The organism is Nevskia sp. (assembly GCF_021732705.1).
Classification (GTDB): Bacteria; Pseudomonadota; Gammaproteobacteria; order Nevskiales; family Nevskiaceae; genus Nevskia.
The window spans coordinates 55,805-73,807 of the sequence record NZ_JAKFUM010000005.1 but is presented as its reverse complement, the minus strand read 5'-3'; the positions used below and the strand labels follow the sequence as shown (position 1 = coordinate 73,807).

Sequence of the window (18,003 nt, the reverse complement as noted above, 5' to 3'; positions counted from 1 at the left end):
ACCGATGGCTGACGACGCCCCTGGCACCAATCCCAACCTGCGCCCGCCGGCCGTGCTGCCGCCGGTCGTCCGAGAACTGTTCGACCGCTTCGGCGAAGCGAATCTCGTCTATCAGGCGTCGAAGGACGACTGCCCGACGGTCTGGGTTCCGCTGGAACTGCGCGATGCCGTGCTGGTGTACCTCAAGCACCACATCCCGCGGCCGTACAAGATGCTGCTGGACTTCCACGCGGTCGACGAGCGCATGCGCCGCCACCGCCACGGCCTGCCGCCGTCGGATTTCACGCTGTTCTACCACCTGCTGTCGATCGACCGGAATTCCGACGTCCGGATCAAGGTGGCGCTGATCGGCGAATACCCGATCGTCAAGTCGATCACCAACATCTGGGCCAACGCGAACTGGTACGAGCGCGAGACCTGGGACCTGTTCGGCATCAAGTTCGAAGGCCATCCGAACCTGCAGCGCATCCTGCTGCCGCGCTACTGGAAAGGCCACCCGCTGCGCAAGGAATATCCGGCGCGCGCGACCGAATTCGATCCCTACCTGCTGACGGCCGGTCGACAGGACGAGGAGCAGAACGCGCTGATGTTCAACCCTGAGGAATGGGGCATGAAGCGGTCCGAGAAGGACCACGATTACATGTTCCTGAACCTCGGCCCGAACCACCCGTCCGCTCACGGTGCGTTCCGCATCGTGCTGCAGCTCGATGGCGAAGAGATCGTCGACTGCGTTCCGGACATCGGCTACCACCATCGTGGCGCCGAGAAGATGGCCGAGCGGCAGTCCTGGCACACCTTCATCCCGTACACCGACCGCATCGACTACCTCGGCGGCGTGATGAACAACCTGCCTTACGTGCTCGCGGTCGAGCGCCTGGCGGGTATCAAGGTGCCGGCGCGGGTCGAGACCATCCGCGTGATGATGGTTGAGTTCTTCCGCATCACCTCGCACCTGCTGTTCCTCGGCACGTTCATCCAGGACGTCGGCGCGATGACGCCGATCTTCTTCATGTTCACCGACCGGCAGAAGGCCTATGACGTGATCGAGGCGATCTGCGGCTTCCGCATGCATCCGGCGTGGTTCCGGATCGGCGGCGTGGCGCACGATCTGCCGCAGGGCTGGGATCGCAAGGTCAAGGAATTCCTCGACTGGTTCCCGAAGCGGCTCGACGAATACCAGCGCGCCGCGCTTGACAACTCGATCCTGCGCAACCGCACGATCAATGTCGCCCAGTACAACGCTGCCGAAGCGGTCGAATGGGGCATCACCGGCCCCGGCCTGCGCGCCACCGGCGTCGACTACGACCTGCGCAAGAAGCGGCCGTACTCGGGTTACGAGAACTTCGAGTTCAACGTGCCGCTCGGCAAGAACGGCGACGCCTACGATCGCGCGCTCGTCCGCATCGACGAGATGCGCGAAAGCTGCAAGATCATCCGTCAGTGTCTGACTCACATGCCGGCCGGCCCATACAAGGCCGATCACCCGCTGACCTGCCCGCCGCCGAAAGAGCGCACGCTGAAGGACATCGAAACGCTGATCACCCACTTCCTCGGCGTCAGCTGGGGCCCGGTGATGCCGGCGAACGAGTCCTGCCAGCTGATCGAAGCGACCAAGGGCATCAACAGCTACTACCTGACGTCCGATGGCTCGACGATGAGCTACCGCACGCGCATCCGCACGCCGAGCTTCGCCCACTTGCAGCAGATCCCGTACGTGATCAAGGGCGCCATGATTCCTGACCTGATCATGATGCTCGCCACCATTGACTTCGTGATGGCCGATGTCGACCGCTAACCCCAGCTCGAACCCCAGCTCAAATCTGGCCGCCGACGTGATCAAGCTGGCCGACCTGGTCGCCAGCGCCTCGCTGCCGCCGTCCGACGGCTACGTGATGTCCGACGAGGAACGTCACGAGATCGAGGAATGCCTCCATCACTACGACGACAACCGGGCCGCATCGATCGATGCGCTCAAGATCGTGCAGAAGAAGCACGGCTGGGTGCCGGATGGCGCGATCGCCGAGATTGGTCGAGCGATCGGCATTCCCGCGGCAGACGTCGAGGGCGTGGCCACTTTCTACAACCTGATCTTCCGGCGGCCGGTGGGCCGCAACGTGATCAAGATCTGCGACAGCATTTCCTGCTATCTGACCGGCTACGACGAGGTGCGGAACGCGATCAGCGCTCACCTGCGGATCAACCTCGGTCAGACCACGCCGGACAACCGGTTCACGCTGCTGCCGATCTGCTGCCTCGGCGCCTGCGACAAGGGCCCGGTTGCGATGATCAACGACGACACCCACGGCAACCTGTCGCCGGACACGATTCCCGCCCTTCTGGAGCAGTACAAGTGACTGCAGACCTGTCCGAAACCAAACCGCTGACCGCGCGCATCGTGCCCGGCCGAGCACCGCTGAACCTCAAGGAGTACGAAGCCGTCGGCGGCTACCGCGCCGTCCGCAAGGCCCTGAAGGAAATGACGCCGGCCGACGTGACCAAGGCGGTCAAGGAGTCCAACCTGCGGGGTCGCGGTGGCGCCGGCTTCCCGACGGGCGTCAAGTGGGGTCTGGTGCCGAGCCTCGAAAAGGCACCGGGCAAGCGCTATCTGGTCTGCAACGCCGACGAGATGGAGCCGGGCACGTTCAAGGACCGCCTGCTGATGGAGTCGGATCCGCATCAGATGGTCGAATCGATGATCGTCGCCGGCTACGCCATCCAGGCCACCCGCGCGTACATCTTCCTGCGCGGCGAATACATCGAGGCGGCGAAGAACCTGAATGCCGCGATTGCCGAAGCGCAGGCCGCCGGCTATCTTGGTCAGGACATCCTTGGCTCCGGCTGGAGCATGGATCTGCATGTTCACACCGGCGCCGGTCGCTACATCTGCGGCGAAGAAACCGCGCTGATCAACTCGCTCGAAGGCCGCCGCGCCAACCCGCGCGCCAAGCCGCCGTTTCCGGCGATTGCCGGCCTCTGGGGTCGGCCGACGGTGGTGAACAACGTCGAATCGCTGTGCAACGTGCCGCACATCGTCAACAACGGTTCGGCGTGGTTTCTGGGCCTGAATCAGGGCAAGTCGAAGGACGGCGGCACCAAGCTCTACGGCTGCTCCGGTCGCGCGAAGAAGACCGGCATCTGGGAACTGCCGATCGGCACCACGGCGCGGGAAATCCTCGAAGTGCATGCCGGCGGCATGAAGGATGGCCTGAAGCTCAAGGCCTGGCTGCCGGGCGGTGCCTCGACCGACTTCCTGATGCCCGAGCATCTCGATCTGGCGATGGATTTCGACACCATCGCCAAGGCCGGCTCACGCATGGGCACCGGCCTGCTGACGGTGGTCGACGACCGCCAGAACATGGTCAGCGTCGTCCGCAATCTCGAAGATTTCTTCGCCCGCGAATCCTGCGGCTGGTGCACGCCGTGCCGCGATGGCCTGCCGTGGACCTACAAGACGCTGGTGGCGATGGAAAAGGGCGAAGGTCGCCCCGGCGACATCGAGCAACTGGAAAAGATGACCCGCTTCCTCGCACCCGGCCGCCCGTTCTGCGCCCACGCGCCCGGTGCGATGGAGCCGCTGCAGTCGGCGCTGAAGTTCTTCCGCGGCGAATTTGAAGCAACGATCAAAAAGATCGACCAGACCACTGCCTCGCACGCAGCGGCCTGAATCAACGGATACGACACCACGTGGCCATCATTCACGTAGACGGCAAGCAGTTCACGGTCGATGGAGCAGACAACCTGCTCCAGGCCTGCCTGAGCCTTGGACTCGACATCCCGTATTTCTGCTGGCATCCGGCACTCGGCAGCGTCGGCTCGTGCCGCCAGTGCGCCGTGAAGCAGTACCGCGACGAGAACGACACGGTCGGCCGCATCGTCATGTCGTGCATGGCTCCGGCCAGCGACGGCACCTGGATCTCGATCGACGATGCCGAATCGAAGGCGTTCCGCGAAAGCGTCATCGAGTGGCTGATGTCGAACCACCCGCATGACTGCCCGGTCTGCGAGGAAGGCGGCCACTGCCACCTGCAGGACATGACGGTGATGACCGGCCATGCCTCGCGTACGTATCGCTTCACCAAGCGCACGCACAACAACCAGGACCTCGGCCCGTTCATCGGGCACGAGATGAATCGCTGCATCGCCTGTTACCGCTGCGTCCGGTATTACAAGGACTACGCCGGCGGCAAGGACCTGGGCGTCTACGGCTCGGCCAGCCGCGTCTACTTCGGCCGCGCTGAAGACGGCGTGCTGGAATCCGAGTTCAGCGGCAACCTGACCGAGGTCTGCCCGACCGGCGTGTTCACCGACAAGACCCACAGCGAGCGCTACAACCGCAAGTGGGACATGCAATTCGCCCCCAGCATCTGCCAGGGCTGCTCGGTCGGCTGCAACATCTCGCCCGGTGAACGCTACGGCGAACTGCGCCGCATCGAGAATCGCTACAACGGCTCGGTCAATCACTATTTCCTGTGCGATCGCGGCCGCTTCGGCTACGGCTTCGTCAACAACGCCGACCGTCCGCGTCAGCCGATGCTGCGTCGTGACGGCAAGCTCGCGATCGTGTCGCCGGAAGAGGCCTTGCTGAACGGCGCCAACCTGCTGAAGACGGCGAAGGGCGTCGTCGGCATCGGCTCGCCACGCGCCAGCCTCGAATCGAATTTCGCGCTGCGCCAGGTCGTCGGCGTCGCCAACTTCTTCGACGGTCATGCCGCGGCCGAAGGTGTCCTCGTCAAGCGCGTCACGGAAGTTCTGCGCACTGGCCCGGTTCCGGCAGCCACCCTGCGCGGCATCGAATCGGCGGACGCCGCGTTCGTGCTTGGCGAGGACGTGATGAACACCGCGCCGCGCGTGGCGCTGGCGCTGCGGCAGGTCGCTCGCGGCAAGGCAACGCAGATGGCAGCGGCGCAGCACATCCCCGAATGGCAGGCGATTGCCATTGCCGATATCGGCCAGCATCACAAGCACCCCATCTTCATCGCCACCGCGGACGCCACGCGCATCGACGAGATCGCGCTGGAGACCGTGCGCAGCGCGCCGGCAGACCTCGCTCGACTCGGCTACGCCGTGGCCCACGCCATCGATCCGGCCTCGCCGGCCGTCGCCGACCTCGATGCGGCCACCGCCGAACGCGCCAGCCGGATCGCGAACACCCTGCTCGCCTCGACCAAGGCCGTCATCGTGTCCGGCACCGGTGCCGGCTCGGAATCGGTGATCAACGCCGCCGCCAATGTCGCCTGGGCGCTGCATGCCAAGGGCAAGTCGGTGGAACTCGTGCTGGCCGTGCCGGAAGCGAACAGCATCGGCCTCGCGATGATGGCGGCACCGGGCATCGATGACGCATTCAAGGCGATCGAGTCGGGCCGTGCCGACACGCTGGTCGTGCTCGAGAACGATCTGTATCGCCGCGCGCCGAAGGCACGCGTCGACGCCGTGCTGGCCAAGGCCAAGCTGATCGTCGTCGACCATCAGCTGACGGAGACGGCATCCCGCGCCGAGTTGCTGCTGTCCGCCGGCAGCTTTGCCGAAGCCGATGGCACGCTGATCTCGAACGAAGGGCGCGCGCAGCGCTACTTCCAGATCTACGATCCGACCTACTACAAGCCGGAGACGGCGATTCGCGAAAGCTGGAACTGGCTGCATGGCGTGCGCGCGGCACAACTCGGTCAGGCCACGGTGTGGACGCAGCTCGACGATGTCACGGCGGAAGTCGCCGCGGTGCTGCCGGCCCTTGCCCGCATCACCGAAGCGGCACCCGGCGCCAAGTTCCGGATCACCGGCCTCAAGATCGCGCGCGAGCCGCACCGCTATTCCGGTCGCACCGCGATGCGCGCCAACCTGTCGGTGCACGAGCCGCGTCAGCCGCAGGACGCCGACACCGCGCTGGCATTCTCGATGGAAGGCCACAACGGCGTGCAGGCCGGCGAACGGCCGGCAGCGCTGACGCCGTTTGCCTGGGCGCCGGGCTGGAACTCGCCGCAGTCGTGGAACAAGTACATGGACGAGGTCGGGGGCCACTCGCTCGGCGGTGACGCCGGCGTGCGGATCATCGAACCGGCGGCGAATGCGCCGGCCGTGCCGGCCTACGCGAACCACGTGCCGCCCGCGTTCGCGGCGGCGGCCGGGGAGTTCCAGATCGTCGTCTCGCATCACATCTTCGGCAGCGAAGAACTGTCGACCAAGGCGGCACCGGTGCAGAGCCGGATTCCGGCCGCGCATGTCGCGCTGAATGCAGCGGATGCCGATGCGCTGGGATTGGTCGACGGCGCGCTGGTCAGCGTTCAGCTCGACGACGTGACGGTGCAGTTGCCGCTGCAGCGCCATGCCGCACTCGCCGCTGGCACGATGGCCGTGCCGATGCTGCCGGGCGTGCCGTTCGCGGTATCCGGTAGCCGCGCCAAGATCAGCGGGGCGGCCCGCGCATGACCGCGCTCATCGAGTTCCTGACGGCGCCGGCGATCGTCGCGATCATCGTCGAGGTCCTCAAGGGCCTCGCGATCCTGTTCGGCATGGTGATCGTCGCGGCGCTGCTGATCTGGATCGAGCGTCGTCTGCTCGGCCTGTGGCAGGACCGCTACGGCCCGAACCGCGTTGGCCCGTTCGGCTCGCTGCAGGTGGTGGCGGACATGGTCAAGATCTTCTTCAAGGAAGACTGGATTCCGCCGTTCGTCGACAAGCCGACCTTCATCATGGCGCCGATGATCGCCATGGGCACCTTGATGCTGGCGTTCATGCTGATTCCGATCACGCCGACCTGGGGCGTGGCGCCGGACCTGTCGATCGGCATCCTGTTCTTCTTCGCCATTGCCGGCCTCGAGGTCTACGCGGTGATGCTCGGCGGCTGGTCGTCGAACTCGAAGTACTCGCTGCTCGGCGGCCTGCGTTCGGCCGCGCAGATGGTCAGCTACGAAGTGTTCATGGGCATCGCGCTGATGGGGGTCGTGATGCTCACCGGCTCGTTCAAGCTCAGCGACATCGTTGCGTACCAGATAGAGCACGGCTGGTTCATCGTGTCGCAGTTCTTCGGCTTCTGCACATTCTCGCTGGCCGCGATCGCCGTGGTGCATCGCCATCCGTTCGATCTTCCGGAAGCCGAACAGGAACTCGCCGCCGGCTATCACACCGAGTACTCCGGCATGAAGTTCGGCATGTTCATGGTGGCCGAATATGTCGGCGTGGTGCTGGTCTCGGCGCTGCTGGTGACCCTGTTCTTCGGCGGCTGGCATGGCCCCGGCGTCGAACAGACTCCGTGGCTGGCGCTCCCCTATTTCGTGTTCAAGACGCTGTTCTTCGTGCTGATCTTCATCCTGTTGCGCGCAGCCCTGCCCCGTCCGCGTTATGACCAGGTCATGGCCGGCGGCTGGAAGTTCTGCCTGCCCCTGGCGGTGATCAACATGCTGGTGACCGGCGCGTTCGTGCTCTCGAATCCGTAAGAATTTTTAGCCACGACACATGAAAGCAATCCTGAGCGGCATCTGGAGCAACCTGCGCAGCATGGGGATGGTCTTCACCCACAGCTGGCGCAAGCGCGACACCCTGATGTATCCGGAAGTGCCGATCTACGTGCCGCCGCGGTATCGCGGCCGCATCGTGCTGACACGCGATCCGGATGGTGAAGAGCGTTGCGTCGCGTGCAACCTGTGCGCGGCTGCCTGTCCGGTGGGCTGCATCAGCCTGCAGAAGGCCGAACGGGAAGATGGTCGCTGGTATCCGGAGTTCTTCCGCATCAATTTCTCGCGCTGCATCTTCTGCGGTTACTGCGAGGAAGCCTGCCCGACCAACGCGATCCAGCTGACACCGGACTACGAGCTCGGCGAGTACCGCCGGCAGGACCTCGTCTACGAGAAAGAACACCTGCAGATCGCCGGCACCGGCAAGTACCACGACTACAACTTCTACCGCATGTCCGGCATGGCGATCGCGGGCAAGCCGAAGGGTTCGGCCGCGAACGAGACGCCGCCGGTCGACGTGAAATCGCTGCTGCCCTGAGTCCGGACGACCATCGTGGAAATTGCCTTTTATCTGTCGGCGACCGTCGCCGTGATCGCGACCGTGTTCGCGATCACCAACACCAATCCGGTCCATGGCCTGCTGTACCTGATCGCGTCGCTGCTGGCCGTGGCCATGGTGTTCTTCTCGATCGGTGCGCCGTTTGCCGGCGCGCTCGAAGTGATCGTCTACGCCGGCGCGATTCTGGTGCTGTTCGTGTTCGTGGTGATGATGCTGAACCTCGGTCAGGCGGCGATCGATCAGGAGCGCCGCTGGCTGACGCCCAAAGGTTGGCTCGGCCCGGGGCTGCTGTGCGGCGTGTTGATGGTCGAGATGATTCGCGTGCTGTCGCCGACCGTCGGCGGCGGCATCGGCGCGGAAGCCATTGAAGCGAAGGCGGTCGGCATCGCGCTGTTCGGCCCTTACTTGCTGGTCGTGGAACTGGCGTCGATGCTGCTGCTGGCGGCACTGGTTGCGGCATTCCATCTGGGGAGACACGACTGACGCCTCCAGGCGTCAGCGATCACTAAAACGACAATGACCACCTCCGAAATCGCTACCACGGCCGCGACCGTTCCGCTGGAACACGCGCTGATCCTGTCCGGCATCCTGTTTTCGCTGGGCCTGCTCGGCATCCTCGTTCGCCGCAACATCCTGTTCGTGCTGATGTCGATCGAAGTGATGATGAACGCGGCCGCCGTCGCCTTCGTGTCGTCCGGCAGCCGCTGGGGTCAGGCCGATGGTCAGGTGATGTTCATCCTGATCCTCACGCTTGCCGCCGCCGAGGCCAGCGTCGGCCTCGCCCTCGTCCTCCAGCTGTACCGCCGGTTCCAGACGCTGGACACCGACGCGGCATCCGAGATGAAGGGGTGAGCGGCCATGCGTTGCGAGCACCGCTCGCTGTGGCCGCGAACGCCCGAGCGCGGAGCGATCGGGCCGACATGAGCGGCCATGCGTTGCGAGCACCGCTCGCTTTGGCCGCGAACGCCCGGCCATGGATGGTCGGGCTGGGACAGCTCACGAAGGCGAAAATCTCGCCAGAGACGGCTAAACAGCCGTCCGACAAACAAGCGGAAACCTGCTGATGTTCGATCTCCTGTTCCTGGTATTCCTCGCGCCGATGATCGGCTTCCTGTTGCTGGCCTTCGGCCGTGACCGGTGGAGCGAGAACGCGGCCGCCGCCATCGGCGTCGGCTCGGTCGGCATTTCGGCACTGGTCACGGCGGGCTGCGTGTTCCAGTTCATGACGTCGCCGCCGGAAGGTGGCGTCTTCACCCAGCACCTGTGGACCTGGATTTCGGTCGGCAACTTCACGCCGGAGTTTGCGTTGCGGCTCGATGGCCTGAGCCTGACAATGATCTCGGTGATCTGCGGTGTCGGCTTCCTGATTCACCTGTTCGCGTCGTGGTACATGCGCGAAGACCCGGGCTACGGCCGCTTCTTCTCGTACATGAACCTGTTCGTCATGAGCATGGTGTTCCTCGTGCTTGGCGACAACCTGCTGTTCCTGTACCTCGGCTGGGAAGGCGTCGGGCTGGCTTCGTACCTGCTGATCGGCTTCTGGTACAGCGATTCGGCCAACGGCCTCGCAGCACGGAAGGCCTTCGTCGTCACGCGTGTCGGCGACACCTTCATGGCCATCGCCCTGTTCCTGCTGTTCCGTGACCTCGGCACGCTCGACATCCAGCAGATCCTCACTGCGGCGCCGGCGTTCTACGCCGACAAGCCGGCTGCGATCACGACGATCGCCCTGCTGATGCTCGGCGGTGCTGTCGGCAAGTCGGCCCAGCTGCCGCTGCAGACCTGGTTGCCGGACGCGATGGCGGGCCCGACGCCGGTTTCGGCACTGATCCATGCGGCAACGATGGTCACCGCGGGTGTCTACCTGATCGCCCGCACCCACACGCTGTTCGAGCTGTCGCCGTTTGCCCTCGACATGGTCGGGCTGACCGGGGCCGTGACCCTGCTGATCGCCGGCTTCACGGCGATGGTGCAGACCGACATCAAGCGTGTGCTCGCCTACTCGACGATGAGCCAGATCGGCTACATGTTCCTGGCGCTCGGCGCGGGTGCCTGGTCCGCCGCGATCTTCCACCTGATGACGCACGCGTTCTTCAAGGCGCTGCTGTTCCTGGCATCGGGTGCCGTGATCCTCGGCTGCCACCACGAGCAGAACATCTTTCACATGGGTGGACTGCGCAAGAAGCTGCCGCTGGCGTTCTGGAGCTTCGTGATCGGCGGCTCGGCACTGGCTGCGCTGCCGTATCTGACGGCCGGCTTCTATTCGAAGGACGAGATCCTGATCGGCGCCTGGGCCGGCGGCCATCAGGGTCTGTTCTATGCCGCTCTGTTCGGCGCCTTCCTCACGTCGATCTACACGTCGCGCCTGATCTTCATCACCTTCTTCGGCAAGTATCACGGCCACGCCGACGTCCATGCCGGGCACGGTATCTCGTACAACCTGCCGCTGATGGTGCTGATCGTGCTGTCGACGCTCGTCGGTGGCTTCATCCATCCGCCGGTCGAAGCCGTGCTGCCAGCCACCCATCACGCCGAGCATTCGGTGCACACCAACATTGCGCTGGTGTCCGGTGCCGTGGCGCTGCTCGGCGTGGCGATCGGCTACGCGCTGTTCTTCGGCGAGCGTCGCTTCGTGACCAATCTCGGCAAGAACCCGACGGCGGCGATGATCGCCAAGTTCTGGTATAGCGCTTTCGGCTTTGATTGGCTGTACGACAAGCTGTTCGTCAAGCCGTTTACCGGTCTGGTCCACCTGCTGCGCAAGGACGCGTTCGATGTCGCGGTGATGAGCGTCACGTCGCCGCTGACCGCGCTCAATGGCGTGTTCTCGCGAACGCAGAACGGCCAGATTCGCTGGTATGCCGCGAGCCTTGCCGGCGGTGCGGTCCTCATCATTGCCCTGGTGGTGTTGTCATGATTCTGGTCTGGCTGCTGCTGATCCCGTTCGTGGGCGGACTGCTGTGCTGGCAGGGCGAACGCTTCGGCCGTGGGTTCCCACGCTGGGTCGCGCTGGGCACGATGATGGCGGTGCTCGGCATCACGGTCTGGCTCTGGATCACCGGCGATTACTCGTTGACCCTGCTGAACGGCCAGAGCCCGCGCTGGGTCGAGGAGTTCCAGACGTCGTGGATTCCGCGCCTCGGCATCAGCTTCCATCTGGCGCTTGATGGCCTGTCGCTGGTGCTGGTCGCGCTGACCGGCCTGATCGGCGTCGTCGCCGTGGCCTGCTCGTGGAACGAGGTGCAGCGCAATGTCGGCTTCTTCCACCTGAACCTGCTGTGGAACCTGTCCGGCGTCATCGGCGTGTTCCTCGCGATGGATCTCTTCCTGTTCTTCTTCTTCTGGGAAGTGATGCTGGTGCCGATGTACTTCCTGATCGCGCTGTGGGGACATAACGCCCCGGGCGGCAAGGGCCGCGTGTTTGCGGCGACCAAGTTCTTCATCTTCACCCAGGCATCGGGGCTGATGATGCTGGTGGCGATCCTGGCGCTGGTGTTCGTGCACTACACCGCCACCGGCAACCTGACGTTTGCGTACGAAGCCCTGCTGAAGACGCCGATGTCGGCCAGCACCGAGTGGTGGCTGATGCTCGGTTTCTTCGTCGCGTTCGCGGTCAAGATGCCGGTCGTGCCGCTGCACTCGTGGCTGCCGGACGCCCACTCGCAGGCACCGACGGCGGGTTCGGTCGACCTCGCAGGCATCCTGCTGAAGACCGCGGCCTACGGCATCCTGCGTTTCGGTGTGCCGTTCTTCCCGAACGCCTCTCACGAGATCGCCCCGTTCGCGATGTGGCTCGGCGTGATCGGCGTGATCTACGGTGCCGTGATGTCGATGTCCCAGAACGACGTCAAGCGCTTCGTCGCGTACACCTCGGTGTCGCACATGGGGTTCGTGATGATCGGCATCTACGCCGGCACCACGCAGTCGCTGCAGGGCGTGATCATGCAGATGCTGGCGCACGGCATCTCTGCCGGTGCGCTGTTCATCCTGTGCGGCGAAGTCTACGAACGCCTGCACACCCGCGACCTGCGCGAGATGGGTGGCCTGTGGTCGCGACTGCCGATCCTGCCGCCAATCGCGATGTTCTTCACCGCCGCGGCCCTCGGCCTTCCCGGCCTCGGTAACTTCGTTGGCGAATTCCTGATCATGGTCGGCAGCTTCAAGGTGGCACCGGTGATCACGATCATCTCGGCCAGCGGCCTGATTCTGGCGGCGGTCTACTCGCTGCTGATGATGCAGAAAGCCTTCTTCGGACCGACGCAGAGCACTGAAAAGCTCCGCGACCTGAACTTCCGTGAAATCGCCACGATGCTGAGCCTGATGATCCTGATCCTGTGGATGGGGCTGTATCCGCAGGCGATCCTCGAGATCACGAAGGCGCCGATGGCCGGTGTCGAAGCCATCTATGCAGCGGCCGCGAAGACACCTGCCGCTGCCGTCGCCGGAGTGCTGCCATGACCCGGAGTCAGTTGCTGGCGATGCTGCCGATCCTGTTCACCAGCGCCACGGTGATCTGGGTGATGACCGCCATCGCGATCAAGCGCCACCACTGGTGGAACGCGACGTTCTCCGTGGTCGGCCTGAATCTGGCGCTGATCGGCTGCGTCATCGCCTACTTCGTGTCGCCGCAGATCGTGACGCCGCTGCTGGTCGTCGACAGCTATTCCTGCTTCTACATGGCGCTGGTGCTGGCCACCGGTCTGGCGACGGCGACCTTGTCGCACGCCTACATGGAAGGCTATGACGGCAACAAGGAAGAGGTGTACCTGCTGCTGAACCTGTCGGTGCTCGGCGGGCTCGTGCTGGTCTGCGCCCGGCATTTCGCCAGTTTCTTCATCGGTCTGGAACTGCTCAGCGTGCCGCTGTACGGCCTGATCGGCTATCTGGTGAAGGAGCGCCGTTCGCTCGAGGCGAGCATGAAGTACCTGGTGCTGTCGGCTGCGGCATCGGCCTTCATCCTGTTCGGCATGGCGCTGATCTATTCGCAGACCGGCGCGCTGTCGTTCACCGACATCGGTGCGCGCGTCGCGGCGGTCACCGGATCGAGCTACACCGTCGTCGTGGTCGGTGGCGCGATGATCCTGGTCGGTCTCGGCTTCAAGCTGTCGCTGGCGCCGTTCCACTTGTGGACGCCGGACGTCTACGAGGGTGCGCCGGCCCCGGTCGCCGCCTATCTCGCGACGGCGTCCAAGGTGGCCGTGTTCGCCGTGCTGCTGCGCTACTTCATCGAGGCGAAGGCGTATCAGTACGATCTGCTGCTCGACGTGCTGGCCGCGCTGGCCATCATCTCGATCGTCGTTGGGAATGTGCTGGCGCTGCTGCAGGACAACCTGAAGCGCCTGCTCGCTTACTCGTCGATCGCCCATTTCGGCTACCTGCTGGTGGCGTTCGTGTCGGCCGGCTCGCTGGCTTCGGAAGCGGTCGGCGTCTATCTGCTGACCTATGTCGTCACGACACTCGCCGCATTCGGCGTGGTCACGCTGATGTCGAGCCCGTACAAGAGCCACGACGCCGACACGCTGTGGGATTACCGCGGCCTGTTCTGGCGTCGCCCGTACCTGACCGCAATCCTGACCGTGGCGCTGATCTCGCTGGCCGGCATCCCGATGACCGCCGGCTTCATCGGCAAGTTCTATGCGATCACCGCGGGTGTCGAGAAGCGTCAGTGGCTGCTGCTTGCCGCCATCGTCGCCGGCAGCGCCGTCGGCCTGTTCTACTACCTGCGCGCGATGGTGCAGCTGTATCTGCGTGCACCGTGGGTCCGCAAGTACTCGGCACCGCTCGACTGGGCTTCCGGCACCGGTGGTGCGATGGTCGTGGCCTTGATGGTGCTGATGATCGTCCTCGGGGTCTATCCGCAGCCGTTCATCAGCGCGATTCAGGCGGCTGGACTGCACTAGCGCGTTCGCGGTCCGCTTCGCAGGGCGTTGACGAAGGCGGGTGAAAACCCGCCTTCTTGTTTTCGGTGGTCACGGCTGTAGCCGGCAGCGGACCATGCGGTTCCGCGCCGCACTTGAGGGATCAGAACGATGCGCCTGCTGGATCGAATGCTGCGTCGTTTCGTCCGTACCGGGAGCCTGACCGTCATCGGTCCCGATGGCTCCCGCGAGGTCCATGCCGGCGCGCCAGGCCCGACGGTCGTCATTCGCCTGACCGACCCGGCGCTGTACCGCACGCTGTTCTTCAATCCCGAACTGAAGGCCGGAGAGGCCTACATGGACGGCACGCTGGTGGTCGAGCAAGGCTCGATCCGCGACCTGCTGATGATCTTCGCGCTGAATCGCGACCACCTGCGCAGCCAACCGCTGCAGAAAGCCGTGCGCGACACCTACAAGCGTCTGCGCAAGCTCGGCAGCCGCAACACGCTGAAGCGCGCACGCAGCAATGTCGCGCATCACTACGATCTGTCGAACGAACTGTACCGCCTGTTCCTCGACGACGACCTGCACTATTCCTGCGCCTACTTCCTGAGCCCGGATGACACGCTCGAAGTCGCACAGCGCAACAAGCTGCGCCACATCGCGGCGAAGCTCGACCTGAAGCCGGGCCAGCGCATTCTCGACATCGGTTGCGGCTGGGGCGGCATGGCGCTGTATCTGGCCGAAGTGGCCGACGTTGACGTCGTCGGCGTCACGCTTTCGGTCGAACAGCACGCGCTGGCGACCGAGCGCGCGCAAGAGCGCGGCCTGAGCGGGCGCGTCAGCTTCGAGCTGAAGGACTACCGCGACGTGCAGGGCCCGTTCGATCGCATCGTGTCGATCGGCATGTTCGAGCATGTCGGCGTCAGCCAGCATCAGGAATTCTTCGCCAAGGTCGCGAACCTGCTGACCGATGATGGCGCCGCCCTGATTCACACCATCGGCCGGATGGGCGGTCCGGGCTCGATCTCGCCGTGGTTTCGCAAGTACATATTCCCGGGCGCCCACGTACCGGCGGTCTCGGAATTCTCCGCCGCCGCCGAGAGCGCGAAGCTGTGGATCACCGACATCGAAATCCTGCGCCGGCACTACGCCGAGACGCTGGTGCACTGGGAGGCGCGTTTCAGCGCGCAGCGTGCGAGCGCCGAGGCGATGTTCGACGCCCGCTTCTGCCGGATGTGGGAGTTCTATCTGATCGCCGGCGAAATCGGCTTCCGCTACGGCAAGCAGATGGTGATCCAGATGCAGCTTGCGAAATCGGCGGCGGCGCTGCCGATCACCCGGGATTACCTCGGCATCGCCGAGACCGCGCTGCGATCGCGGGAATCGGCGTTGCCGAACGGTCTCGCCTGATTCAGCGACACCAGGCCGTCTCGCTGACATCGAACTCGTGCTGGGCACGGTCGAGGATCTGCGAGATCGCGCAGGGCTCTACCAGTGTCGGGTTCAGCCATGAGCCCCACAGCGACTCCGGCAGCACGCACGGCACGTATTCATGCAGCCAGGCCAGCTCCGGGGGGGCCGCGCGCATCAGGATCGTGGCCGACAGCTGCGTGTTGCCGCCGATGCTGCGCGTCCGGTAGACACCCGCGAACGACACCATCTGCTGACGCGGATTGCGCAGCGCGAAACGGCGCTTCGCCACCGCGCGGGTTTCCGGGTCCACCACCGGCTCGCCGGTGGCCTCGTCGATCCGCGGCAGACAGCGATACCAGCCGGTGGCCGGGATCAGGCAACGCGCGTTGGCCATCGCCGTGCCCCACACCGGATGACCCGGCGCCGCCTCGATCGCCGGCTCGGCAGCAAACAGGTTCGCCACGGACGAGTTGGCCGCGGGCGCCGGTGCATCGCGCATGATCGCACCCCAGCGCGCCGCGATGACCTCGGCGGACTGATCGAGCTGCCGCCGGATGATCGGAATCGAATCCGATGGCAGCACGTCCGAGTGATCGCGGATGCCGAGCAGGCGCTCGACGGAGCGGCGACCGAAATGGCGCTCGACCGTCAGGAATTTTGCGGGGGTCGGTTTGTATTCGATGCGTCCGAGCATGGTGCGGCTCCTTGTCAAAACGGCACAGCAGCTTGCCCGATGCTGCGTCAACGATTCATCAAATCTGGCACGCCGGGTGGCGCGCGGGCGGGCGAAAGTCTAGCGCGCGGAAACGCCTTCGGGGCAGGTCCTCGAGGTCAAAGCACCTGACGCAGGAAGCTGCGAAGGCGCTCGTGCTTCGGGGCATCGAAGAACGCTGCGGGCGGGTCCTCGCACAGGATCTCGCCGGCATCCATGAAGATCACGCGATTGGCCACGGCCCGGGCGAAGCCCATCTCGTGGGTCACGACGCACATGGTCATGCCTTCGGTCGCGAGTTGGCGCATCACTTCGAGCACCTCGCCGACCATTTCCGGATCGAGTGCGCTGGTCGGCTCGTCGAACAGGATCACCGCCGGCTGCATCGCCAGCGCGCGCGCGATCGCGACGCGCTGCTGCTGACCGCCCGACAGCTGCGACGGATAGCGCTCGGCCTTGTCCGACAGTCCGACCTTCTTCAGCAGCGCCAGCGCCCGCTCGACCGCCTCGGACTCCGACAGCTTCAAGACCTTGCGCGGTGCCAGCGTCAGGTTTTCAAGCACCGTCAGGTGCGGAAACAGGTTGAACTGCTGGAACACCATGCCGACTCGCTGACGCAGCGCGCGCAGGTCCGCGCCGCGCTCGTGCAGGCCATGGCCATCGACGACGATCTCGCCGGCGGTGATCGCTTCCAGGCCGTTGAAGGTGCGCAGCAGGGTCGACTTGCCCGAGCCGCTCGGGCCGACGATGACGACGACCTCGCCCGCCTTCACAGCCAGCGACGCGGTCTTCAGCCCGAGCACGCCATTCGGATAGCGCTTCTCGACGTTCTTCGCTTCAATCAAAACCGGATTCGTCATCGCTCGCTCAATCCTGGGACGCGTAACGCTTTTCAAGGCGACGAACCGCGACCGACAGCACGCCGGTCAGCAGCAGATACATCAGCGCCACGGTGAACCAGACCTCGAACGGGCTGAAAGTCGAGCTGACGACCTCACGGCCGGCCTTGGTCAGATCGGTCAGCGCCATGACCGACACCAACGACGAATCCTTGATCAGATTGATCGACTGCCCGGCCAGCGGCGGCAGGATGCGGCGCGTGGCCTGTGGCAGGATCACGTACATCATCGTCTGCGCACCGGACAGCCCGACGCTCTGCGCGGCCTCGGTCTGCCGCTTCGGCACGGCCTCGATGCCGGCACGGACGATCTCGGCGACATACGCACCGGTGAACACCGCCAGCGCCACGACCCCGGCAGCGAAGGCCGACAGCTGCAGCACGGTGCCGATGAAGAAGTAGACGATGAAGATCTGCACCAGCAGCGGCGTGCCGCGGATCACTTCGACATAGAACGCGGCGAGGTCGCGCGCCGCCGGGTTCTTCGACACCCGGCCGAGACCGAACACCAGCCCCAGCAGCAGCGCGAACACCAGCGACAGCGCCGAAATCTTCAGGGTCAGCCACAGGCCGACCAGCAGCGGGCCGGGCCCGACCTGATCGGTCTTGGCCACGACATCGCCCTCGAACACGAGATCGCCGTTGTTCGACAGGATCCGGCTGAAGCCGGTGAAGTCATGGGTCTCCGAGCCGCGCATCGCGGTCATCGACAATTGCTTGCCGTCCTCGGAGACCACGATGAAGCCATCGAACGGCGCCTTCAGGTCCTCGCCTTCGGTGGAGATCAGGTATTGCGGGATTCGCTCCCAGCGCCAGGTGTAGTCGATGCGTTTGCTGGCGATGTAGAGGCCGGTGCCGAGCGCTGCAAGCAACGCAACGGCCAAGGCATGCCACAGCCAGCGAGTGGTGGTATTGGACATTGTGGATTCATCGAGCGAAAGCCGTGCCATGACAACGGCTGGCGCGTGGAACCTTCGGGTTGACGCGACGATACCCGTTTTGATTCCGGCTGTTAAGGAAGTCTGGACGACGATGGCCGCTCGCACCGATCCCCGCGGCAATACCCGGATCAATCGACCGGCGCCGGTTGCGTCTTCGCGGCTGACGCCGCT

At 64.8% G+C, this 18,003-nt stretch carries 15 protein-coding genes; 12 read left to right on the top strand and 3 right to left on the bottom strand.

The annotated features are described in order from the left end of the window. The first annotated feature begins 4 nt into the window (after nucleotides 1–4). From nuoC to QZ951_RS05235, 12 genes are all read left to right on the top strand, one after another. Nucleotides 5–1,795 (top strand): NADH-quinone oxidoreductase subunit C/D, encoded by a 1,791-nt coding sequence (nuoC, locus tag QZ951_RS05290; RefSeq protein WP_292999312.1) that lies wholly within the window; start codon nucleotides 5–7, stop codon nucleotides 1,793–1,795. Then, nucleotides 1,782–2,354, top strand: coding sequence for an NADH-quinone oxidoreductase subunit NuoE (gene nuoE, locus QZ951_RS05285; protein WP_366943809.1), 573 nt, complete (start codon nucleotides 1,782–1,784; stop codon nucleotides 2,352–2,354). Before nuoC ends, nuoE begins: the two co-directional genes overlap by 14 nt. Further along, nucleotides 2,351–3,664, top strand: coding sequence for an NADH-quinone oxidoreductase subunit NuoF (gene nuoF / locus QZ951_RS05280; RefSeq protein WP_292999310.1), 1,314 nt, complete (start codon nucleotides 2,351–2,353; stop codon nucleotides 3,662–3,664). Before nuoE ends, nuoF begins: the two co-directional genes overlap by 4 nt. Nucleotides 3,665–3,684: 20 nt before the next feature. Further along, a complete protein-coding gene (gene nuoG, locus QZ951_RS05275; RefSeq protein ID WP_292999308.1) occupies nucleotides 3,685–6,423 on the top strand; it encodes an NADH-quinone oxidoreductase subunit NuoG in 2,739 nt (912 codons plus the stop codon). A gap of 8 nt (nucleotides 6,424–6,431) precedes the next feature. Then, nucleotides 6,432–7,430: an NADH-quinone oxidoreductase subunit NuoH gene (nuoH, locus tag QZ951_RS05270; RefSeq protein ID WP_366943812.1), complete on the top strand. Its 999-nt coding sequence runs from the start codon at nucleotides 6,432–6,434 to the stop codon at nucleotides 7,428–7,430. 19 nt (nucleotides 7,431–7,449) lie between these two features. Then, nucleotides 7,450–7,986, top strand: a complete 537-nt coding sequence (gene nuoI / locus QZ951_RS05265; protein WP_292999305.1) for an NADH-quinone oxidoreductase subunit NuoI — start codon at nucleotides 7,450–7,452, stop codon at nucleotides 7,984–7,986. A gap of 15 nt (nucleotides 7,987–8,001) precedes the next feature. Further along, complete coding sequence (gene nuoJ, locus QZ951_RS05260) at nucleotides 8,002–8,490, top strand: NADH-quinone oxidoreductase subunit J (protein ID WP_292999304.1); 489 nt, start codon at nucleotides 8,002–8,004, stop codon at nucleotides 8,488–8,490. Nucleotides 8,491–8,523: 33 nt separating this feature from the next. Next, a complete protein-coding gene (nuoK, locus tag QZ951_RS05255) occupies nucleotides 8,524–8,859 on the top strand; it encodes an NADH-quinone oxidoreductase subunit NuoK (protein WP_292999302.1) in 336 nt (111 codons plus the stop codon). 211 nt (nucleotides 8,860–9,070) lie between these two features. Further along, entirely contained in the window at nucleotides 9,071–10,924 is a 1,854-nt protein-coding gene (nuoL, locus tag QZ951_RS05250) for an NADH-quinone oxidoreductase subunit L (protein ID WP_292999300.1), read from the top strand. Then, complete coding sequence (nuoM, locus tag QZ951_RS05245; RefSeq protein WP_292999298.1) at nucleotides 10,921–12,465, top strand: NADH-quinone oxidoreductase subunit M; 1,545 nt, start codon at nucleotides 10,921–10,923, stop codon at nucleotides 12,463–12,465. Before nuoL ends, nuoM begins: the two co-directional genes overlap by 4 nt. Beyond that, complete coding sequence (gene nuoN / locus QZ951_RS05240; RefSeq protein ID WP_292999296.1) at nucleotides 12,462–13,907, top strand: NADH-quinone oxidoreductase subunit NuoN; 1,446 nt, start codon at nucleotides 12,462–12,464, stop codon at nucleotides 13,905–13,907. Before nuoM ends, nuoN begins: the two co-directional genes overlap by 4 nt. 129 nt (nucleotides 13,908–14,036) lie before the next feature. After that, nucleotides 14,037–15,278 (top strand): cyclopropane-fatty-acyl-phospholipid synthase family protein, encoded by a 1,242-nt coding sequence (locus QZ951_RS05235; protein ID WP_292999294.1) that lies wholly within the window; start codon nucleotides 14,037–14,039, stop codon nucleotides 15,276–15,278. Nucleotide 15,279: 1 nt separating this feature from the next. On the opposite strand, the gene QZ951_RS05230 is transcribed toward QZ951_RS05235, so the two are convergent. From QZ951_RS05230 to QZ951_RS05220, 3 genes are all read right to left on the bottom strand, one after another. Next, a complete protein-coding gene (locus QZ951_RS05230; protein ID WP_292999292.1) occupies nucleotides 15,280–15,975 on the bottom strand; it encodes an SOS response-associated peptidase family protein in 696 nt (231 codons plus the stop codon). Nucleotides 15,976–16,112: 137 nt separating this feature from the next. Then, nucleotides 16,113–16,853 (bottom strand): amino acid ABC transporter ATP-binding protein, encoded by a 741-nt coding sequence (locus tag QZ951_RS05225; RefSeq protein ID WP_292999290.1) that lies wholly within the window; start codon nucleotides 16,851–16,853, stop codon nucleotides 16,113–16,115. Between the two features lie 7 nt (nucleotides 16,854–16,860). Then, nucleotides 16,861–17,811 carry an amino acid ABC transporter permease gene (locus tag QZ951_RS05220; RefSeq protein ID WP_292999288.1) on the bottom strand — a complete coding sequence of 317 codons (951 nt, stop codon included), beginning with the start codon at nucleotides 17,809–17,811 and terminating at the stop codon, nucleotides 16,861–16,863. Between the last annotated feature and the right edge of the window lie 192 nt (nucleotides 17,812–18,003).